The following is an 18,536-nucleotide window of genomic DNA, read 5'->3' on the forward strand; positions in this document are numbered from 1 at the left end:
GGCAAAATTAAGGCAGCGAGTATGCAGAACGTATTGATATTGGTCAATAAAATCACTCAAAATATGGAATATTTGATATGTTATTAAACATCAATCTGTCTTAATAAGATATTGACCTACCATATATGCCGCTACTGCGCTGGCTTGTATGTTCTTACGGTTATTCTCTTCTCGCTACGAGAATAATATGTTAAGTTAGCACAAGATTTTTAATTATGATATATCGATAGAAATTGTATTAATATAAATATGGAAATATTGAGTGATGTTACCCACTCATAATCATTGATGATAGAAGTTAATAACAAAAAATAGACTTGCAAGGAGATAAGCATGAGTCAATCAAAAGTATATAGCAGTGCCGAAGAAGCACTGAAAGGTATCGTCAGCGATGGACAAACACTCGCTATCGGTGGTTTTGGTCTGTGCGGTATTCCTGAAGCGTTAATCGCCGCATTGCGTGATAGTGGTGTTAAAGAGTTAACTTGCATCAGTAATAACGCTGGGGTCGATGATTTTGGTTTGGGATTACTATTACAAACGCGCCAGATTAAAAAAATGATTTCATCCTATGTGGGTGAAAATAAAGAATTTGAGCGTCAATACTTGGCAGGCGAGTTAGAAGTTGAATTAACGCCGCAAGGTACCTTGGCTGAAAAATTACGTTCAGGTGGTGCTGGTATTCCTGCCTTCTACACCGCAACTGGCGTCGGTACACTGGTCGCTGAAGGCAAAGAAACCCGTGATTTTGATGGTCGCACTTATATACTTGAGCATTCATTACGCGCTGATGTGTCATTAATAAAAGCGCAAAAAGCGGACAAAGCGGGTAACTTAATTTTTAACAAGACTGCGCGTAACTTCAATCCAGATTGCGCCATGGCAGGAAAAATCACCATCGTTGAAGTCGAAGAAATCGTAGAGACAGGCACCTTTGATCCTGATGAAGTGCATCTGCCGGGTATCTTTGTGCAGCGTATCGTCTTGAATAGTAATCCTGAAAAGCGTATTGAAAAAACCACGACTAAAGCTGTTGAAGGCAATTAATTAAAGGCTTTATAGAAAAGTTTTTAAAATATTAAATTAATAACAGAATATCGTAATACTATTCCTAAAAATTTGGGTAGCAAGGCAAACGAGTGAAAGTGCTATATTTAGTAGACGAAGCGAGTTTGACACCGCTAATCATATTTTTTGGGGTAGTTATAAAAATAAGGAAGTTACCATGGCATGGACAAGAGAGCAGATGGCACAGCGTGCCGCAAAAGAATTAGAAGATGGCTATTATGTAAACCTAGGTATTGGGCTACCCACCTTAGTTGCTAATTATATTCCTGAAGATGTAGATGTTTGGCTACAGTCAGAAAATGGTCTATTAGGTATTGGCGAGTTTCCAACGGCGGATAACGTCGATGCGGATTTGATCAACGCTGGTAAGCAGACCGTGACCGCAGAGGCGGGCGCCAGTTATTTTAGTAGTTCAGAGTCATTTGCGATGATTCGCGGTGGTCATGTCAACCTGGCGATATTGGGTGCGATGGAAGTGTCAGAAAAAGGCGATTTAGCCAACTGGATGATTCCCAAAAAAATGGTCAAAGGCATGGGTGGCGCAATGGATCTAGTCGCTGGTGTGCAGCGCGTGATTGTATTGATGGAGCAGGTCAACAAACACGGTGAGCCAAAAATTCTTGCTAATTGCGAGCTGCCATTGACAGGTAAAGGGGTGGTTGATCGTATTATTACTGAGCTTGCAGTACTCGATGTGACGGACAATGGATTGAAACTGGTTGAGCTGGCAGATGGCGTTAGCTTTGATGAGCTACAAGCAAAAACGCCAGTGAGCATTGCTCAATAGTTTTGATACATGACCTGATAGTGTAAAGGCTGCGTAATACTTTATTTGATAGCCACTAGATTTTAGTGGCTTATTTACTGGTTTACCTCATAACTTCATATCATTACCCATTATTAAGGACAATATATGGCGACCCAATTACAACAGGATTTAACGGGCAAAGTGGCATTAGTCACTGGCGCTGCCAGTGGTATCGGACGTAATATCGCTGAGACTTATGCGAAGGCAGGCGCGGCGGTTGGTATTGCTGATATTAATCTTGCAGCCGCCCAGAAAACGGTCGATGCTATCGAAGCGCTAGGCGGGCGTGCACTTGCCATTGCCATGGATGTAACGTCTGAAGATGCCGTAAATAATGGTGTGCAGCAGCTTGTTGATACCTTTGGCAGTATTGATATCTTGGTCTCTAATGCTGGTATTCAGATTATCGACCCAATCAACAGAATGGCGTTTGATGATTGGAAAAAAATGCTCGCCATTCATTTAGATGGCGCATTTTTAACCACTAAAGCGGCGGTACAGCACATGTATAAGGATGACAAGGGCGGTACGGTTATCTATATGGGCTCAGTACATTCGCATGAGGCATCAATGTTTAAGGCGCCTTACGTCACGGCGAAACACGGTCTACTTGGGCTGTGCCGTGTATTGGCAAAAGAAGGCGCTGAGCATAATGTACGCGCACATGTGATTTGCCCAGGGTTTGTCAAAACGCCATTGGTCGAAAAGCAAATTCCGCAACAAGCGGCTGAAAAAGGTATCAGTGAAGAATCTGTAGTCAATGATATTATGCTGGTGAATACGGTAGATAAAGAATTCACGACCGTTGATGATATTGCCCAATTGGCATTATTTTTAGCGGCATTCCCGAGCAATGTATTCACAGGTCAGTCTATCGTTGCCAGTCATGGTTGGTTTATGAATTAACTGAGTAGTGAATTAATGGGTTTGCGGGCTGTTTGATTGGTTTAAGGATCATTAGCTTGCTAATAAAATAAAAGGTCAGTCCATTAGCATCTGGTTTTATATTAATTTGAGCCAATTAGATTGGCTCTTTTTTTGTGAGCGCTTGAAGACCGTTTTGGGTCGCACAGAGTAAAGATAATGAATAATAAAGATTTTGCAGCAAAGTTAAACTGTGCGATCGAACAGCAGAAGTTTGAGCAATCAGTTAATCAATTCCAAGACCAGCGACCCATTGATGTTTCTAATGCTCTGGCACTCATGGAGCCAAATCTTGCTTGGCAGCTATTGGAACGGCTGCCAAATCGTTCTACGGTATTTTCTTACCTAGAGGGATATTCAGGTCGCGATGGCACATGAGTTTCCGCGCGCAAACCTAGCAAAGATAGTAGGCGAGATGCCCGCAGATGAGCGTACCGACTTATATAAGCACCTAAATTAGGAGCAGCGGGATGCTTTGTTACCAGCATTGGCACAGGCACAACGTGAAGATATTCGTAAGTTATCTGCCTATGAGGAGCGCACTGCTGGTGCGTTGATGACGTCTGATTATGCGACTTTAGCTGCTCATATGACCGTAACTGAAGCACTGGCAGCCCTTAGACTAGAAGCACCTGATGCTGAGACTATTTATCATGCTTATGTGATTGATGACGAGCGTAAGTTATTAGGCGTTGTCTCTTTACGAGTACTTATTTTAGCTGCTCCTGAGCAGATGATTAATGACATTATGGTCAATTCCATCATATCTTGTGATGTCAACGACGATCAAGAAGACGTTGCGAAAATGGTCGCCCGCTATGATTTAATTGCCTTGCCGATTACCGATGATAGTGGTGCTTTGGTCGGTATTGTTACCCACGATGATGCGATGGACGTCGCCAGTGATGAGGCTACCGATGATTTCCATAAGTCGGGCGGTGTCTCGACCATGGTGGGCAAATTAAAAGACATCAGCATTCGAGTGTTATACCGTAAGCGGTTGTTTTGGTTGGTGTTATTTTTACCTTTATTGGTCGACAGTGGCGGTAACGCTGGCTCGCAGTCAGCGACTTTGATGGTGAGAGCTTTGGCGACTGGTGATGTGGTCATGCGCGACTGGTTTTCATTGTTGGGTCGAGAAGCGCTAGTTGCGTTGATGCTTGGGGCTACGATGGCTGTTGCTATCTCAATCATCGGTTATGTACGTGGTGATGCCGTGGTATCGTTAGTGCTGGCACTGAGCATGATGTCTGTGGTGATGATTGGTATGAGCCTACCTTTTGTGCTTAATAAATTAGGTTTTGACCCTGCCACTGCCAGTGCGCCTTTGATTACTTCTGTTTGTGATGCGTCAGGTGTGCTGATTTATTTGTTTATTGCTTCACAGTTTTTGTCTATAGGCTAAAGTAAAACTGCTTAAAAGATAGTAATCATTATATAAATATTAGCCTTATAGACTACCTTCTATAAAGCTTAATCCCACTATCGTTGTGGTTTTTTTATATGGGTAATTCAGCTACACTGTCACTATAAAAGGTTTGGCTAAAATGCTCATGAGGTATACTGTTTACGCTATTTACGACAGTATTCACTGAGTTTTTGCCATGCCCACCCACTTGTATAGGAAGTAATGGTCGCTATGTTTAACTTTATGAAGAAAACCTCCACCAAAAAACCAGAAACACCAGAGCAGCGGGCAGAGCGCGATAGTGCTGTGGACAAGGTGCTGCTGGGTTACGAAGTAGGTACTGTCAGCATTGCCACCATGGTAACGGGGCTTGAGCGCGATGGTGACCAGCTCACCTTAGACTTGCGTCTACCCGTAAATAGTAATCCTGAAATCATCCAACAAGAGCTTGGGCAACTGCTACATCCGCATGGTATCAAGACTATTCACATGAATGTTCGTTTGCCAGCACCAGCGAAAGGGACAGGATCAAGCTTACCAAAGGCAATGCCCAAGACCACCAATGCAATGGATAGTCAAAGTCAGTCGTCAGAAACAGCTGATAGTAAGACGGCTGATGCCGAACCGCCGATTACCAAAGCAGCGCCGACACAAGCGTCACTTGCCGCGCATCCACGCATTCGCCATATTATCGTCGTAGCATCAGGTAAAGGTGGCGTTGGTAAATCCACCACCACGGTCAACATTGCTTTGGCATTACAAAAGCTAGGCAACCGTGTTGGCGTACTGGATGCCGATATTTATGGTCCTAGTATGCCAACGATGCTGGGCGTCGATAATATCAAACCTGAGCTGGAAAATGAGCAGTTTGTTCCTATCAATGCGCATGGTATGGCGATGCTATCGATTGGTAGCTTGCTCGATGGTGACAATACGCCTGTCGCGTGGCGTGGACCAAAAGCCACTGGTGCGCTGATGCAGTTGTATAACCAAACCAATTGGCCGCAGCTGGATTACTTAGTGATTGATATGCCACCAGGTACGGGAGATATTCAGCTAACATTGGCGCAGCGTATTCCAGTGACGGGTGCCGTGATTGTTACGACGCCGCAGCACGTTGCACTACTTGATGCGCAAAAAGGCATTGAGATGTTTAATAAAACCAACATTCCAGTACTTGGTGTGGTTGAAAACATGGCGCTGCATACCTGTAGTAACTGTAATCATACCGAAGCTATCTTTGGTACAGGCGGTGGAGAGAAAATCGCTGAACAATATCGGGTGCCGCTATTAGGGCAGCTGCCACTTGCCAGTGGAATTCGTGCACAAGTGGATAAAGGTGAGCCAAGCGTCTTAGCGGATGATGAATTTGCGCCTTACTATATGAGCATTGCTAAAAATATCGAAGCCAATATTAATAAATTTGCAAAGCCTATCGATGATAAGCGTATTTTTTAATGGTTTTTAATTGCTTCTAGTAATAGTTAAATAGCCTAAGTAAATGAAATTTGAAGGGCTTAGATTTTCAAAAAGGGAGTATTGTGAGCTTATCTATTTATCAACGCCATTTAGAGGATATTCCCACGCAGTATATGTTTTTGAAATTATTGCGCCCGCCGATATACGTGATTGAGCTCTCAAACAATCAAGTGATTGCCGTTTGCTACTATAAAGATGGGAGTAGTAAACGCCATCAGGTCAACGCCAACTTTAGCAATCGCCGAATGGTGATTGCTGACTTTAACAAATTTTCACAGGCGTTAACTGACCTCTTACTTAAGTTTCCGAGACACTTTTTATGGATGAGCGCGATAGCCGCTACCGATGTGACAGAAATACTGGCAGATGGATTGACCAGCATTGAAGTTAAGGTGATAACGGAAGCGTTTTTTGTGGGTTCTGCGAAGGCAAAAAGAAAAACTGTACATACTGCCGTGAGTTATCAAGGAAAAATAGTACCTTTAGAAAAGTTTGGCTAGGATGCCTCAATCATGAATCAAAATAGCAACGAGCAAGATCAACAACACTTATCCACCAGCATGAAGCCAGTTGTTCTCAATGAACTTATTAAAAATTCTCAGCCTGTTTTTGGTGTTTTTGCACAAGTAAAAAATATCAACTATTTGGACTACCACAGTCATCTAATCTCGCAAAAGGCGCTGACAAACTGGCGCAAAGATTTAAAAGCCAATCAATTCTGTTTTATTCAAATTATCCAACCGCCTTATCGGATTTGTCTGGCATTGGCAACGATTAAGTTGGCAAGTAGCGCCTTCATTTATGTTTATAACGATGCGACGGATGAGTTAGAGGTTTGTGAAGCCTTGCAGCCGTTGACTCGACAAACGAGTTTAGAAGGTAGCTGCTATCAAGGTCAGATGCTATTTACTCATCCCAAGCTCACCGTAAACTTGGTTTTTACGCCTTTACAAGTTGAGGTAATGCTGGACAGTCAGTCTCTTGCAGTGCATGCAACATTGGCGCGGCATTCGCAGCCACTTGCTATCTGTACGCCGACGGGTAGACGAGGCTGGACGTTCACCCAAAAAGAGCCGTTAATAGCCCTAGCTGGTCATTTACTGATTAAAGCCAATTCAAAATTTAACGTGGATGCTCAAGCCAAACAAATCCACTTTTCCGAAACGACTATCGCCAATCTAGATTGGACGCTCGGCTATATGCGTCACAAGACCAATTGGTTTTGGACCTGTATCAACAGCTATTTACCCGATGGTCGTCATTTTACGTTGAACTTGTCGATGGGTGTCAATGAAACAGGGGTCAGCGAAAATGCGTGCTGGCTAGATGGGCAGATTTATTATTTACCACCAGTGCTATTTATACGTCAAGAAGTGGATACAGCCGTGCAAAATACTTGGCGTATCTATCATCAAAACCTAGGCTGGAGCAATGTTGATATTGATTTAACCTTTACACCGATGACTGTTTATAAGAAGATGGATAACTTTGGTGTGATTGCCAGTATTTTTGAGCAATGGCTTGGCTTTTATAGTGGTGAGATTCGTCTAAAAGACGAAGTTATTAAAATCGATAAAGTAATGGGCTTAGCAGAAGATCACTTTGCCAAATGGTAGTCTGTAAAATATAGAGTGATGATGAGGAAGTTATTAGAGGTATTGATTTTAAAGTCGCTACTGCTCTATAAATCGGGCCATCAATTCCGTATAATCGTCGCTATCAAAATACTATTCAGACCATCACCATCATTTAATATTTGCTAAGGAACAACAATGTCTATCAAATCTGACCGCTGGATTCGTAAAATGGCCGAAGAACATGGCATGATTGAGCCGTTTGAAGCGGGTCAAGTGCGATTCAATGATGCAGGCGAGCGTTTGGTCAGCTACGGTACGTCAAGCTATGGTTATGATGTGCGCTGTGCACCTGAGTTTAAAGTTTTCACCAATGTTCATTCAGTAGTCGTTGATCCTAAAAATTTCGATGAAAAAAGTTTTATTGATATCGTCGGCGACGAATGTATTATTCCGCCCAATTCATTTGCGCTAGCACGCACCATGGAATATTTCCGTATTCCACGTGACGTTTTGACGATCTGTCTTGGTAAATCAACGTATGCGCGCTGCGGAATTATCGTCAACGTGACGCCGCTGGAGCCTGAGTGGGAAGGACATGTTACTTTAGAATTTAGTAATACCACCAATCTACCAGCGCGTATTTATGCAGGCGAAGGGGTAGCACAAATGCTATTTTTCCAAAGTGATGCTGATGATGTTTGTGAAACCAGCTATAAAGATCGCGGCGGTAAATATCAAGGTCAACGCGGTGTGACATTGCCAAGAACCTAATTTTCTAAAATCGTCACCCTTTTATGTTGACAATAAAAAAAGCCAGTCATATTTGATACGACTGGCTTTTTTATGTGTCCGATTTCACTATTTCAACACTTTCAAACCCGCTTTATTATCACGTTTGGCTTTAGGTGTCGCAGTAGGGCTTTTTTGTGAGCTTGCTATCGCATCCTCTTCAGGTTGATAGTTATCATATTCATTGGGGTCAAAAAACATCCCTTGCGAGTTTTCTTTCGCATAAATACCTAGCACCGCCGTCAGTGGTACCCAAATCTCTTGTGACACGCCGCCAAAACGCGCGCTAAAATGAATATAATCATTTTCCATACTCATATTACCAGTCGCACGGCTGGCGATATTCAATACGATACGACCATCTTGCACGTGTTCCCTTGGAATCTGTACGTTTTCAGCAGTGGCATCAACCATCAGATAAGGGGTAAGTGCGTTGTCTTCTATCCATTGATATAGCGCGCGCACCATATAGGGACGTGTTGGAGTAATAGAGGTGGTTTCGCTCATCTGTTGGCTTCCTATATTTAATGGTCTTTAATGATTAAAAAATACTTTTTTCAGCGTTTTACTACCGATAAAACATCAATAAAATTTGCTTAGCTTTCGTTTTATTCGCTTATATTAGACTGCTTCCTATTGTAAGCAAGCTGTCGGCAGCTGTCTAATTAACGCACACTTTTTTGAAAGCTAGTACGCTCAAAGACTCGCTGTTGATAGTCAAATAGGGGACGACTAATCGCGCGTGGTAGCTCGATTCCCATTTCTTCAAGTCGCCACAGTAGTGGCGCTAGCAGCACATCACACCACCCAAACTCGTCTGCCATAAAATAAGGCTTATGAGCAAACAGTGGTGACAAAGTAATTAAAGAATCGCTTAATTGCTTTTTCGCAATAGCAGCTTGTGCTTTATTAAAGCTATTAGGGTGCATGAGTAGACGCTTACCGAGTACCAGCCAATCGTGCTGAATACGCCAAGCCAGCTGGCGAAATTGGGCACGCTCTTGCGGGGTATCAGGCAGTAGCTTATTGGTGTGATAACGCTCTTCAAGATACTCAAAGATAACGTTAATCTCATACAGTGCAATTTCACGTTGTTGCAGAACAGGCAACGTATGATAGGGATTAAGCTCAGTCAAATCTTCAGGACGCTCAGAGTGCAAACGTGATAGATAATAGGCAAGCTTTTTTTCCTCAAGCAATAGGCGCACCACATGACTGTCGTAGCCGTCATCAGCGTATAAAATCAGCTGACTACTTGGAATGTCGTTTGCATCAATCATGAAAGCCTAATGTTAATAGTAAAGCCTGTCATCGTAAACAAAGTTGCCTTGATTATCAAGGCAACGTACGTAAACATTGATGATAAGCGCTTTACTTCTCTGCTTTCTCAACAAGGATAGTGAGACTAAATGCTTAATTGTTAAAAGATGAATAAAAAAAGGCACTACCAAAGTAGTGCCTTTTTATGATGACAATATATTTTTTAATACTTAATTATTTTACATCTTTCCAGAATTCTTTGTTCAATAAGTAAACTGGAATGAGTAATACTAATAAGAATAAAATCACGAAGAAACCAATCACTTGACGGTCATGACGGTTAGGTTCTGCCATCCACGCCATAAAGTTAACCAAATCGCCCACTTCACTTTCAAACTCTTCAGCGCTCAATTTTTCTTGCATATTATGCAAGACATGAGGCATTGCAGCATTTGCAAGTACTAAATTATTGGCACCCCAAGGACGGCTTGGGTCTTCATAAAATGACAATAGGTAAGTGTATACCCAGTCATCGCCACGTAATCTGGTTTCAAGTGATAGGTCTGGTGGTGCTGCGCCAAACCAAGACGCTTGAATTTCAGGATCAATTTCAGCAGTGATATGGTCACCGATTTGATCGGTGGTGACCATCAAATACTTTTCGACCAGCTCAGGTGGTATCTCTAAATCTTTAGCAATGCGCGAGTGACGAACATACTTGGCTGAGTGACACCCAGCGCAGTAGTTCATAAAGATCTTCGCACCGTTTTGTAGCGAGCCCTTATTGGTAAAATCAATAGGGGCAGTACTACAAGCTAAGTGTTCTACCACACCGTCAGCATTGGTGAATGTACCACATCCACCGCCACCAGCTGCCAGTGCAGTACCAGCCGTCAAGGTTAATGCCGCGCCTAAGCCTAGACCCGCTAGGGATTTAATTAGCGTGTTCATTAGTGACCTCCGGTAACGCGTTCGGGTGGCTGTTTACACTTCTCAATAGCAGTATAGAACGGCATTAGTAAGAAGAACAAGAAATATAGAATAGTGAATACACGTGCCATGATAGTGGATGTCGGCGTCGCAGGTGTCGCACCCAAGTAGCCCAATACTACAAAGCTAATCGCAAAGACAGTTAGCGCAATCTTGGATAAAATACCTTTATAACGTATAGAGCGCACAGGCGATCTGTCTAGCCATGGTATCAAGAATAGTACGGCAATCGCACCACCCATCGCAATCACACCACCTAGCTTGTCAGGAACCGCACGTAAAATGGCATAGAATGGCGTGTAATACCATACTGGTGCAATGTGTGCTGGTGTTTTCAGTGAGTTCGCTGTCTCAAAGTTTGGTGGCTCAAGGAAGAAACCGCCGCCTTCTGGGAAGAAGAATACCACTGCAAAGAATAAGATAAAGAAGACCACGATACCAATCATATCGTGTACCGTGTAGTACGGATGGAATTCAATACCATCTAATGGTACACCGTTTTTGTCTTTAAGCTTCTTGATATCAATACCATCAGGGTTGTTTGAACCCACATGGTGTAGCGCTACAATATGCATGAATACTAAGCCCACAAGTACTAATGGGATAGCAACCACGTGTAGAGCAAAGAAGCGGTTTAGGGTGATACCTGAGATAATATAATCACCACGTACCCATTCTGCAAGCCCATCACCAATCACAGGTAGAGCAGCAGGAAGGTTCAAGATAACCTGTGCACCCCAAAATGACATGTTGCCCCAAGGAAGTAGGTAACCGAAGAAACCTTCTGCCATCAATGCTAAGTAAATACCCATACCGATGAGCCAAATAAGCTCACGTGGTTTTTGATATGAACCATACAGCAGTGCTCTGAACATATGCAGATATACGACCACAAAGAACGCAGACGCGCCAGTCGAGTGCATATAACGGATGAGCCAGCCCCCTTTGACATCGCGCATGATGTATTCAACAGACGCAAATGCCCCTTCGGCACTTGGGTTGTACATCATGGTCAGCCAAATACCTGTTACCAATTGGTTAACCAGTACCACCATTGATAACACGCCAAAAAAGTACCAAAAGTTAAAGTTTTTTGGTGCATAGTACTTTGACATATGATATTCATAGGTTTCGGTCGCTGGAAAGCGAGCGTCCACCCAATGCATTAACTTTTTACCCATGCTCATATTAAGCCTCCCCAATCGTCAAGATGGTACCATCCATGTTGTAATCTGGGATAGGTAAGTTAAGAGGTGCAGGAACGCCACTAAAGACGCGACCCGCCAAGTCATATTTAGACCCGTGGCATGGGCAGAAAAATCCGCCATACCAATCATTACCGCCCAAGTCAGCCGCGCCAACGTCAGGACGGTAGTTTGGTGCACAACCTAAATGTGTACAGACGCCTTCTACCACCAAGATTTCTGGCGAGATAGAGCGTTCTGGATTTTTACAGTATTCGGGTTGTAATGATGCATTAGATTCAGGGTCAGACAGTAAAGGTGTTACTGGCCCTAAAGTCGCTAGCATGTCTTCTGTGCGTTTAACCACATAAATAGGTTTGCCACGATATTTGACAACGATCATTTGTCCATCTTCGATAGAACCAATATCTTGGGTCACTGCAGCCCCTGCAGCCTCAGCTTTAGCGCTTGGGTACCAAGAACGGACAAAAGGTGTCGCCACGGCAGCTACCCCAGCTGCACCAATTGCGGCAGTTGAGGCAATAAGAACTCTACGGCGTTGTACATTAACGCCTTCGGCTTGGCTCATTAATACTTCCTCCAGGTGAATGAAATGGGATTATCCCACACTGGGTTTGTGGCTTAGAAAATATACAATATCAAGCCACTTTAGCTGTGCCTAATTTTGCTAATTGTTGCTATTCTAAGCTATTTCGGTGATAAAATAAATTATTGCGTTAAAAATAAAGCAACCTCGATAGGACATATTATAAGGTTGAATGTGACAACCAAGCCAAAATAGCTGGATTATCAATGTTTAACGTCGACTTTGTTTTAACAAGGATTGTGAACGTGATGACCTTATAATTAATAAGGATTTTCAGCAATAGCGAATGATACTTGAAATTAAGGCAATGTTCACTAACTTTCAGTACCTAACTACTGTGTAAGTAGTCGTAAACCAATAATCACCGCTTTATAAGAACAAAACGGTGATTATTTCATTACCTTTCGTGTCTTATAAAACTCGGAGTTCTATAAGACATCGCTTCAGTCGCTAACGTTAGCTCTCAAGCGCACTCCAACGCTCAAGCTTGCTCATCATTTCATCTTCAATCGTCAATAGACGCTCACTGGCAGCGGTTGCGGCGTCAAAATCGGTATTGAACCAAGAGCCGTCAGCCAGTTTCTCTTGCAACTGGGCTTGTTCGGCTTCGAGTGCCGCGATTTCTTTTGGTAAGTTATCCAATTCACGCTGTTCATTATAATTGAGCTTTTTATTGGCCTTATTAGGCTGAGCCGTGACAGCTTGCGTCGACTTATTAGCTGGCTTACTGTTTGCAGCACCACTATGATTAGATCTAGCAGCTTGTGCGGCTTGCTCACGGTTTTTTTGTACCAAGTATTCTTGATAGCCACCGACATACTCTTTAACGATACCTTTACCGTCTTCATCTTGGTCAAATACCCAAGTAGAGGTAACGACATTGTCCATAAATGAGCGGTCATGGCTGATTAGCAAAATCGTACCACCAAAGCTGGCTACTGACTCTTCTAGTAGCTCAAGTGTCGCCATGTCCAAATCGTTGGTTGGCTCATCGAGTACTAGAATATTGGCAGGCTTTAATAGCTGCTTGGCAAGTAGTACGCGGTTACGTTCACCACCTGATAGTGCTTTGACAGGCGTACGTGCGCGCTCTGGGGCAAATAAGAAGTCTTGCAAATAGCTCATGATGTGCGTCTTGCGACCACCAACTTCAACAAAGTCTGAGCCTTCTGAGACGTTTTGCGCCACACTGGCTTCAAGGTCTAACTGATCGCGTAGCTGATCGAAAAAGGCGATTTTTAGGTTGGTGCCTAATTCGACGTTACCAGTCTTGGTGACTTCGTCATCAGACATATCGAGTAGGGCTTTGATAAGGGTGGTTTTACCCGCACCATTAGGTCCGACAATACCGATTTTATCGCCACGCATGATAGTGGTGGTAAAGTCATCAACCAAGACATTGCCATCGTACTCAAGATGTAAGTTTTTAACTTTACAGACGAGCTTACCGCTTTTCTCGCCTTGACCCATCGTGATGTTGACATTACCCACTTGCTCACGGCGATCGCTACGCTCTTCACGCAGTGCTTTTAATTCGCGGACGCGGCCTTCATTACGGGTACGACGGGCTTTGATACCTTGGCGAATCCAAACTTCTTCTTGCGCCAGTTTTTTATCAAAGTTGGCGTTGTTTTTTTCTTCAGCCTGTAACTGTAGCTCTTTTAGCTCTTGATAGCGTGCGTAGCCACCTTCGCCTTGGGTTACGTCATAGCTGGTCAATTGACCACGATCAAGCTCAATAATACGAGTCGATAATTTGTTAACGAATGCTCTATCATGGGTGACAAACAACAATGTCAGACCTTGCCAATCTAATAAAAAGCGCTCTAACCATTCAATACTATCAACATCCAAATGGTTGGTTGGTTCATCGAGAAGCAATACATCGGGTTTGGTAACCAACGCACGTGCTAGTAGTACGCGGCGCTTACGACCACCTGATAATGAAGACAAATCATCTTCTGGGTCAAGCCCCATGGTTTTGATCAGGCGGGTTGCTTCACGTTCCAAATCCCAACCGTGTACCGCATCAATATCATGCTGCAAATCGGCCATCCGCTCGCAAGCATCCATATCACCATTCGCACATAAGTCAGTTTGGGCATTGTAGTTGATAAGCAGCTCAGCAGTGCGGCGGCTACCACCCATGACGATATCTAAAATACGTCCACTGGTTTCGGGAACGTCTTGCTCTAGCATCGCAACGCGCACGCTGCTGTTGATAATGACTTCGCCGCTATCAGGCTGTAATGTGCCGCTAATCAGCTTAAACAAGGTGGATTTGCCTTCGCCATTACGGCCAATTAAACAGACACGTTCACCTGCTTCAATAGCAAAATCAATGCCATCAAGAACAGGAGCGACGCCAAAAGCAAGGTGGATATCTTTTAAATGTATCAGTGCCATAGAATATCTTAAGCTTATATAATAGTGAGGTAGGGGTTGCTGCAAAATTGCGAGCAGTATAACATGCCATCACGTGACTGTAGTGGGCGTAAATAATTTTATCCGCACTATTTATGGTTTTATTAACGGCTGCTATTTTATAAAGAGCATCGTCGTCCAATCACTACTTTTTATCGGTCATCAAGCCATTCTATTAATGACTTCTACCAGTCTTATATTTATGATACTTCAGAGAAAAATATGAATCAATTTAATCCTCAAGATAAGGCTCAGAACGAGGCTTTAGCTGTGCATGCTGACCTACAAACGCAACAAGTCATTGATTTACAGATGAGTATGGCGCATCTAGAGATGACAGTAGAGCGACTCGATGAGGTGATTGCGCGGCAAGATAAAGATATTCAGACATTACAACGACAGTTGCAGCTGATTTATAAACAAGTTGAAAGTCAGGATCCTGAAGGCGGCATTGCGCCATTTGATGTCATGGCAGAAAGACCACCTCATTATTAGGGTGTGTCCTCAATCTAAACGAAAGCGACTAAATGGGCTAAAAATGGTTAAATCTTGCCAAACTACGTCAAATAGCTGGTTAATATCCTGATATTATCTGCACTATTTTTCTTGTTTGGCTGCCATTTATCTCATTTTCATCACCATTTTCAAAATGAGCACACGCCCTAAGACTGGCAAAAGCTAGATAATTGAAAATCTATAGCCATTATATCCGCGTTATGAAATACAGATACTGTTCAGTCATAATGAGGAAATAATGTATTTTTGCAGTTGTTTTAATGTTCGAAAATCTTTACTATCCTCCACCTCGGATACTGCTTGCCCACTAACACTAGGCAAAGTAGTAAAACAATGCGGACGTTTGGAGATATATAATGCGCGCAAATTTTCATTTGAAAACTCTAACAGTAGCTGTTGCTGCTCTTTCTATTGCTAGCGTTGCTAGTGCTGCTGGTCTTGATCGTTCAGGTCAAGATATCACCGCATTCTTACAAGATGGCCTATACGCTGAAGCTGTTTATACTTATATCGATGCCGATGTGAGTGGTAAAGACTTGTCAGGCAATAAGATTGGTGATATCGCTGAGTATTATGATTTTTTCCGTTATGGCGTAAAAGCAGATATTAACGACACGTTTAGCATCGGTATTTTATATGATGAGCCTTTTGGTGCAGCAGCGGATTACAGTGGTAATAATGACTTTGTAGACCAAAACCCCGCTTCAGATAGAAACGGCGAAGGCACTAACGTGGAAGTGCGTACTGAAAGTATCACTGGTATCGTCGGTGCGAAACTTGGCGAAAGTAAGAGCTTTCAAGTCTATGGTGGTCCAGTGGCACAGCGTGTAAAGGCTGATGTGAAATTGCGTGGTACTGCTTATGAAGTTGCTAATGGTTACACGACACATATTAGTGCTGACCAAGATTATGGTTGGTTAGCTGGCGTTGCTTATAGCAAACCCGAAATTGCATTGAAAGCAGCCCTAACGTATCGTTCAGAGATTGACCATACCACTAATGCAGCTGAGTCTTATCCTTTAGCTATAAAAGCTGGAAAGCCTACAAGCAGAAGCAATACTATTGATATTACTACTCCTGAATCAGTGAACTTTGACTTTCAAACAGGTATTAATCCAACGACACTAGCAACGGCAAAGGTTCGTTGGGTTCCTTGGAGTGATTTTGCAATCGTACCATCACTATACAATGAAGTAAGCGCTGTAAATCCCGAATATAAGCCGGATGGCTTAGCATTGGTAAGCTATGATGAAGATCAATGGCAAGTTGAGCTAGGTTTGGCTAAGCGCCTGACTCCAGTATTAGCAGTAACAGGTACTGTCGGTTGGGATAGTGGTGCTGGTAATCCAGTGACATCATTAGGTCCTATCGAAGGCTATTACAGTGCTGGTTTGGGTGCAAAGTATAATGTGACAGAAAACTGGGCTGTGTCTGCTGGTGGTAAGTATCTGTGGTTTGGTGATGCTGAAGGTCAAATACCGAATAAAAATGTTGTGAGTAATTTTGAAGATAACGATGGGTTTGCACTTGGCATGAAGCTGTCTTATCAAGCAAACTAATGTGATGTGCAAGTCGTTAAGTTATAAATCCATAGCTTAGATAATAAAAAGCGATCCTGATAGGATCGCTTTTTTATGTCAGTGTGTTTATGTGCAAGGAAGGTTTAGAGCATATTAGAACCACTAAGTTATAATCGATAGGTATTTGACGGCTATATCTAAAAAATGCTGAGGGCATTCTAAAAAATATGAGAACTAAAAATTAAATATCAATTTTGTACGTGTATCTTATTTGTACTGTCCAGTCATATTCGGGAAATAAAGTGCTTTAATTGTTGTTTTAGTGTCAAAAAGGCATTAGTATTCACCTTAGGACACCGCTTTAATAGTCAGAATGTTGTGTGCAGCAATGCCACATACAGATTATTAAAATGATTAAACAACGAGGACGTTTGGAGATACACAATGCGCACTACCTTTCATTTGAAAACCCTTGCAGTAGCAATTGCCACACTTTCTGTAGCTAGCGTAACCAACGCTGCTGGTCTTGACCGTTCAGGTCAGGATGTTACAGCCTTCCTCCAAGATGGCACCTATGCTGAAGCTGTTTACACCTATATCGATGCTGATGTAAGCGGTTACGATAGTGCTAATGTTAACCCTGCTCAAAATGACTATGAGCGTGGCAATAAAACAGGTGATATTGCTGAATCCTATGACTTCTTCCGCTATGGTGTAAAAGCTGATATTAATGACACGTTCAGTGTGGGTGTGCTGTATGATGAGCCTTTTGGTGCTGCTGCTAAGTACACTCAAAGTAATTTCGTTGCAAGTGAAGATAGGGCTGCTTCAGGAGGCGCATTAGTAGCTGATGGCGTAAACCCACAGACCGCAGGTGCAATAGCATTAGCTGAGTCAGCCACTGCAGGTGAAGGTACTAATGTTGAAGTCCGCAGCCAAAGCTTGACCGGTATCCTTGGGATGAAGTTTGGTGCTAATAAAAACTTTCAAGTTTATGGTGGTCCAGTTGCTCAGCGTATTCAATCTAAAACCAAACTGCGCGGACTCGCTTATGGCCCAGCTACTGGTTATACCTCAAACAGCAATCCTGATATGGATTATGGTTATATAGCGGGTATTGCCTATAGCAAGCCTGAAATCGCTTTGAAGGCTGCTTTGACTTATCGTTCTGAGATTGATCATGATATAAATATCTCTGAAAATTATCCTATAGCAGGTATTTTGGCTCAAGGAGCTGCTTTGCAACAAGGAGCTACTCCAGCACAGGCAGCAGCTATAGGTGCTGCGGCTGCCAACCGGAACAGCAATTATGAGATTACAACACCAAAATCTGTCAATTTTGACTTCCAAACGGGTATCAATCCAACGACACTAGCAACGGCAAAAGTACGTTGGGTGCCATGGAGTGATTTTGTCATCACACCGCCATTATATAATGAGGTGAGTCAAGGAACCTATGGACCTGATGGCTTAAACTTGGTTGAATATGAAGACGATCAATGGATGGTAGAGTTAGGGTTGGCTAAGCGTGTCGCACCAGCACTTGCGATTAGTGGTACTGTTGGTTGGGATAGTGGTGCTGGTGATCCGACAACTTCGTTAGGTCCTATCGATGGCTATTACAGCGCTGGTTTGGGTGCAAAGTATAACGTGACTGAAAACTGGGCAGTATCCGCTGGTGGTAAATACTTATGGTTCGGCGATGCAAAAGGCCGTTTACCTAGTGGAAAAATCGCTGGTGATTTCCAAGATAACGATGGTTACATCTTAGGTTTGAAAGTTTCTTATCAAGATATTAAATAATACGCATATTTAGCAGTATTAATACATAAAAAAAGCGATCCGTGATGGGTCGCTTTTTTATGGGTATTGGAAATAGAAATTGATATAAAAGAACATTACATCAAAGACTTTAAAGGGTGCATAAGAGTTTTTAGAAAAATAATAGATTATTTGACAGCTTTTTTCAGACGATATCTAAG

16 protein-coding genes and 1 pseudogene are annotated in these 18,536 nt (G+C 42.8%); 11 read left to right on the forward strand and 6 right to left on the reverse strand.

The window, feature by feature from the left end; all coding sequences use genetic code 11:
• Positions 1-333: 333 nt before the first annotated feature.
• The 8 genes and pseudogenes from JFC10_RS11270 (at position 334) to dcd (ending at position 8,035) form a co-directional block, all read left to right on the forward strand.
• On the forward strand, positions 334-1,047 hold the full coding sequence (locus JFC10_RS11270; RefSeq protein ID WP_193013059.1) for a CoA transferase subunit A: 714 nt from the start codon (positions 334-336) through the stop codon (positions 1,045-1,047).
• Between the two features lie 178 nt (positions 1,048-1,225).
• On the forward strand, positions 1,226-1,855 hold the full coding sequence (locus JFC10_RS11275; RefSeq protein ID WP_198332880.1) for a CoA transferase subunit B: 630 nt from the start codon (positions 1,226-1,228) through the stop codon (positions 1,853-1,855).
• A gap of 126 nt (positions 1,856-1,981) precedes the next feature.
• Positions 1,982-2,782 carry a 3-hydroxybutyrate dehydrogenase gene (locus JFC10_RS11280; RefSeq protein ID WP_198332881.1) on the forward strand — a complete coding sequence of 267 codons (801 nt, stop codon included), beginning with the start codon at positions 1,982-1,984 and terminating at the stop codon, positions 2,780-2,782.
• Between the two features lie 177 nt (positions 2,783-2,959).
• Positions 2,960-4,205, forward strand: a pseudogene (locus tag JFC10_RS11285) (magnesium transporter).
• Between the two features lie 234 nt (positions 4,206-4,439).
• Positions 4,440-5,666, forward strand: coding sequence for an iron-sulfur cluster carrier protein ApbC (gene apbC, locus JFC10_RS11290; RefSeq protein ID WP_198332882.1), 1,227 nt, complete (start codon positions 4,440-4,442; stop codon positions 5,664-5,666).
• An 83-nt stretch (positions 5,667-5,749) separates the two neighbouring features.
• The gene (locus JFC10_RS11295) at positions 5,750-6,187 is read left to right on the forward strand and encodes a hypothetical protein (protein WP_198332883.1); all 438 of its coding nucleotides are present in this window, start codon (positions 5,750-5,752) and stop codon (positions 6,185-6,187) included.
• A 12-nt stretch (positions 6,188-6,199) separates the two neighbouring features.
• Positions 6,200-7,303 (forward strand): DUF2804 domain-containing protein, encoded by a 1,104-nt coding sequence (locus tag JFC10_RS11300; RefSeq protein ID WP_198332884.1) that lies wholly within the window; start codon positions 6,200-6,202, stop codon positions 7,301-7,303.
• A 156-nt stretch (positions 7,304-7,459) separates the two neighbouring features.
• Positions 7,460-8,035, forward strand: coding sequence for a dCTP deaminase (gene dcd / locus JFC10_RS11305; protein WP_010199897.1), 576 nt, complete (start codon positions 7,460-7,462; stop codon positions 8,033-8,035).
• 87 nt (positions 8,036-8,122) lie between these two features.
• Here the strand turns inward: dcd and JFC10_RS11310 are convergent, their stop codons facing one another.
• The 6 genes from JFC10_RS11310 to JFC10_RS11335 form a co-directional block, all read right to left on the reverse strand.
• Positions 8,123-8,560, reverse strand: coding sequence for a ClpXP protease specificity-enhancing factor (locus JFC10_RS11310; protein WP_198332885.1), 438 nt, complete (start codon positions 8,558-8,560; stop codon positions 8,123-8,125).
• 158 nt (positions 8,561-8,718) lie between these two features.
• On the reverse strand, positions 8,719-9,333 hold the full coding sequence (locus tag JFC10_RS11315; protein WP_193012896.1) for a glutathione S-transferase N-terminal domain-containing protein: 615 nt from the start codon (positions 9,331-9,333) through the stop codon (positions 8,719-8,721).
• Between the two features lie 214 nt (positions 9,334-9,547).
• Complete coding sequence (locus JFC10_RS11320) at positions 9,548-10,264, reverse strand: cytochrome c1 (RefSeq protein ID WP_193012895.1); 717 nt, start codon at positions 10,262-10,264, stop codon at positions 9,548-9,550.
• Complete coding sequence (locus JFC10_RS11325) at positions 10,264-11,469, reverse strand: cytochrome b (RefSeq protein ID WP_193012905.1); 1,206 nt, start codon at positions 11,467-11,469, stop codon at positions 10,264-10,266. Before JFC10_RS11325 ends, JFC10_RS11320 begins: the two co-directional genes overlap by 1 nt.
• 22 nt (positions 11,470-11,491) lie before the next feature.
• Positions 11,492-12,076: a ubiquinol-cytochrome c reductase iron-sulfur subunit gene (gene petA, locus JFC10_RS11330; protein ID WP_198332886.1), complete on the reverse strand. Its 585-nt coding sequence runs from the start codon at positions 12,074-12,076 to the stop codon at positions 11,492-11,494.
• 474 nt (positions 12,077-12,550) lie between these two features.
• Positions 12,551-14,500, reverse strand: coding sequence for an ATP-binding cassette domain-containing protein (locus JFC10_RS11335; protein ID WP_198332887.1), 1,950 nt, complete (start codon positions 14,498-14,500; stop codon positions 12,551-12,553).
• A 240-nt stretch (positions 14,501-14,740) separates the two neighbouring features.
• Here JFC10_RS11335 and JFC10_RS11340 point away from each other — a divergent pair, with 240 nt between their 5' ends.
• The 3 genes from JFC10_RS11340 (at position 14,741) to JFC10_RS11350 (ending at position 18,357) form a co-directional block, all read left to right on the forward strand.
• Positions 14,741-15,013 carry a SlyX family protein gene (locus tag JFC10_RS11340; RefSeq protein ID WP_045455183.1) on the forward strand — a complete coding sequence of 91 codons (273 nt, stop codon included), beginning with the start codon at positions 14,741-14,743 and terminating at the stop codon, positions 15,011-15,013.
• A 377-nt stretch (positions 15,014-15,390) separates the two neighbouring features.
• Positions 15,391-16,593 (forward strand): OmpP1/FadL family transporter, encoded by a 1,203-nt coding sequence (locus tag JFC10_RS11345; protein WP_198332888.1) that lies wholly within the window; start codon positions 15,391-15,393, stop codon positions 16,591-16,593.
• 405 nt (positions 16,594-16,998) lie between these two features.
• On the forward strand, positions 16,999-18,357 hold the full coding sequence (locus JFC10_RS11350) for an outer membrane protein transport protein (protein ID WP_198332889.1): 1,359 nt from the start codon (positions 16,999-17,001) through the stop codon (positions 18,355-18,357).
• The last annotated feature ends 179 nt before the right edge of the window (positions 18,358-18,536 follow it).

It is taken from the genome of Psychrobacter aquimaris (assembly GCF_016107525.1).
GTDB lineage: Bacteria > Pseudomonadota > Gammaproteobacteria > Pseudomonadales > Moraxellaceae > Psychrobacter > Psychrobacter aquimaris.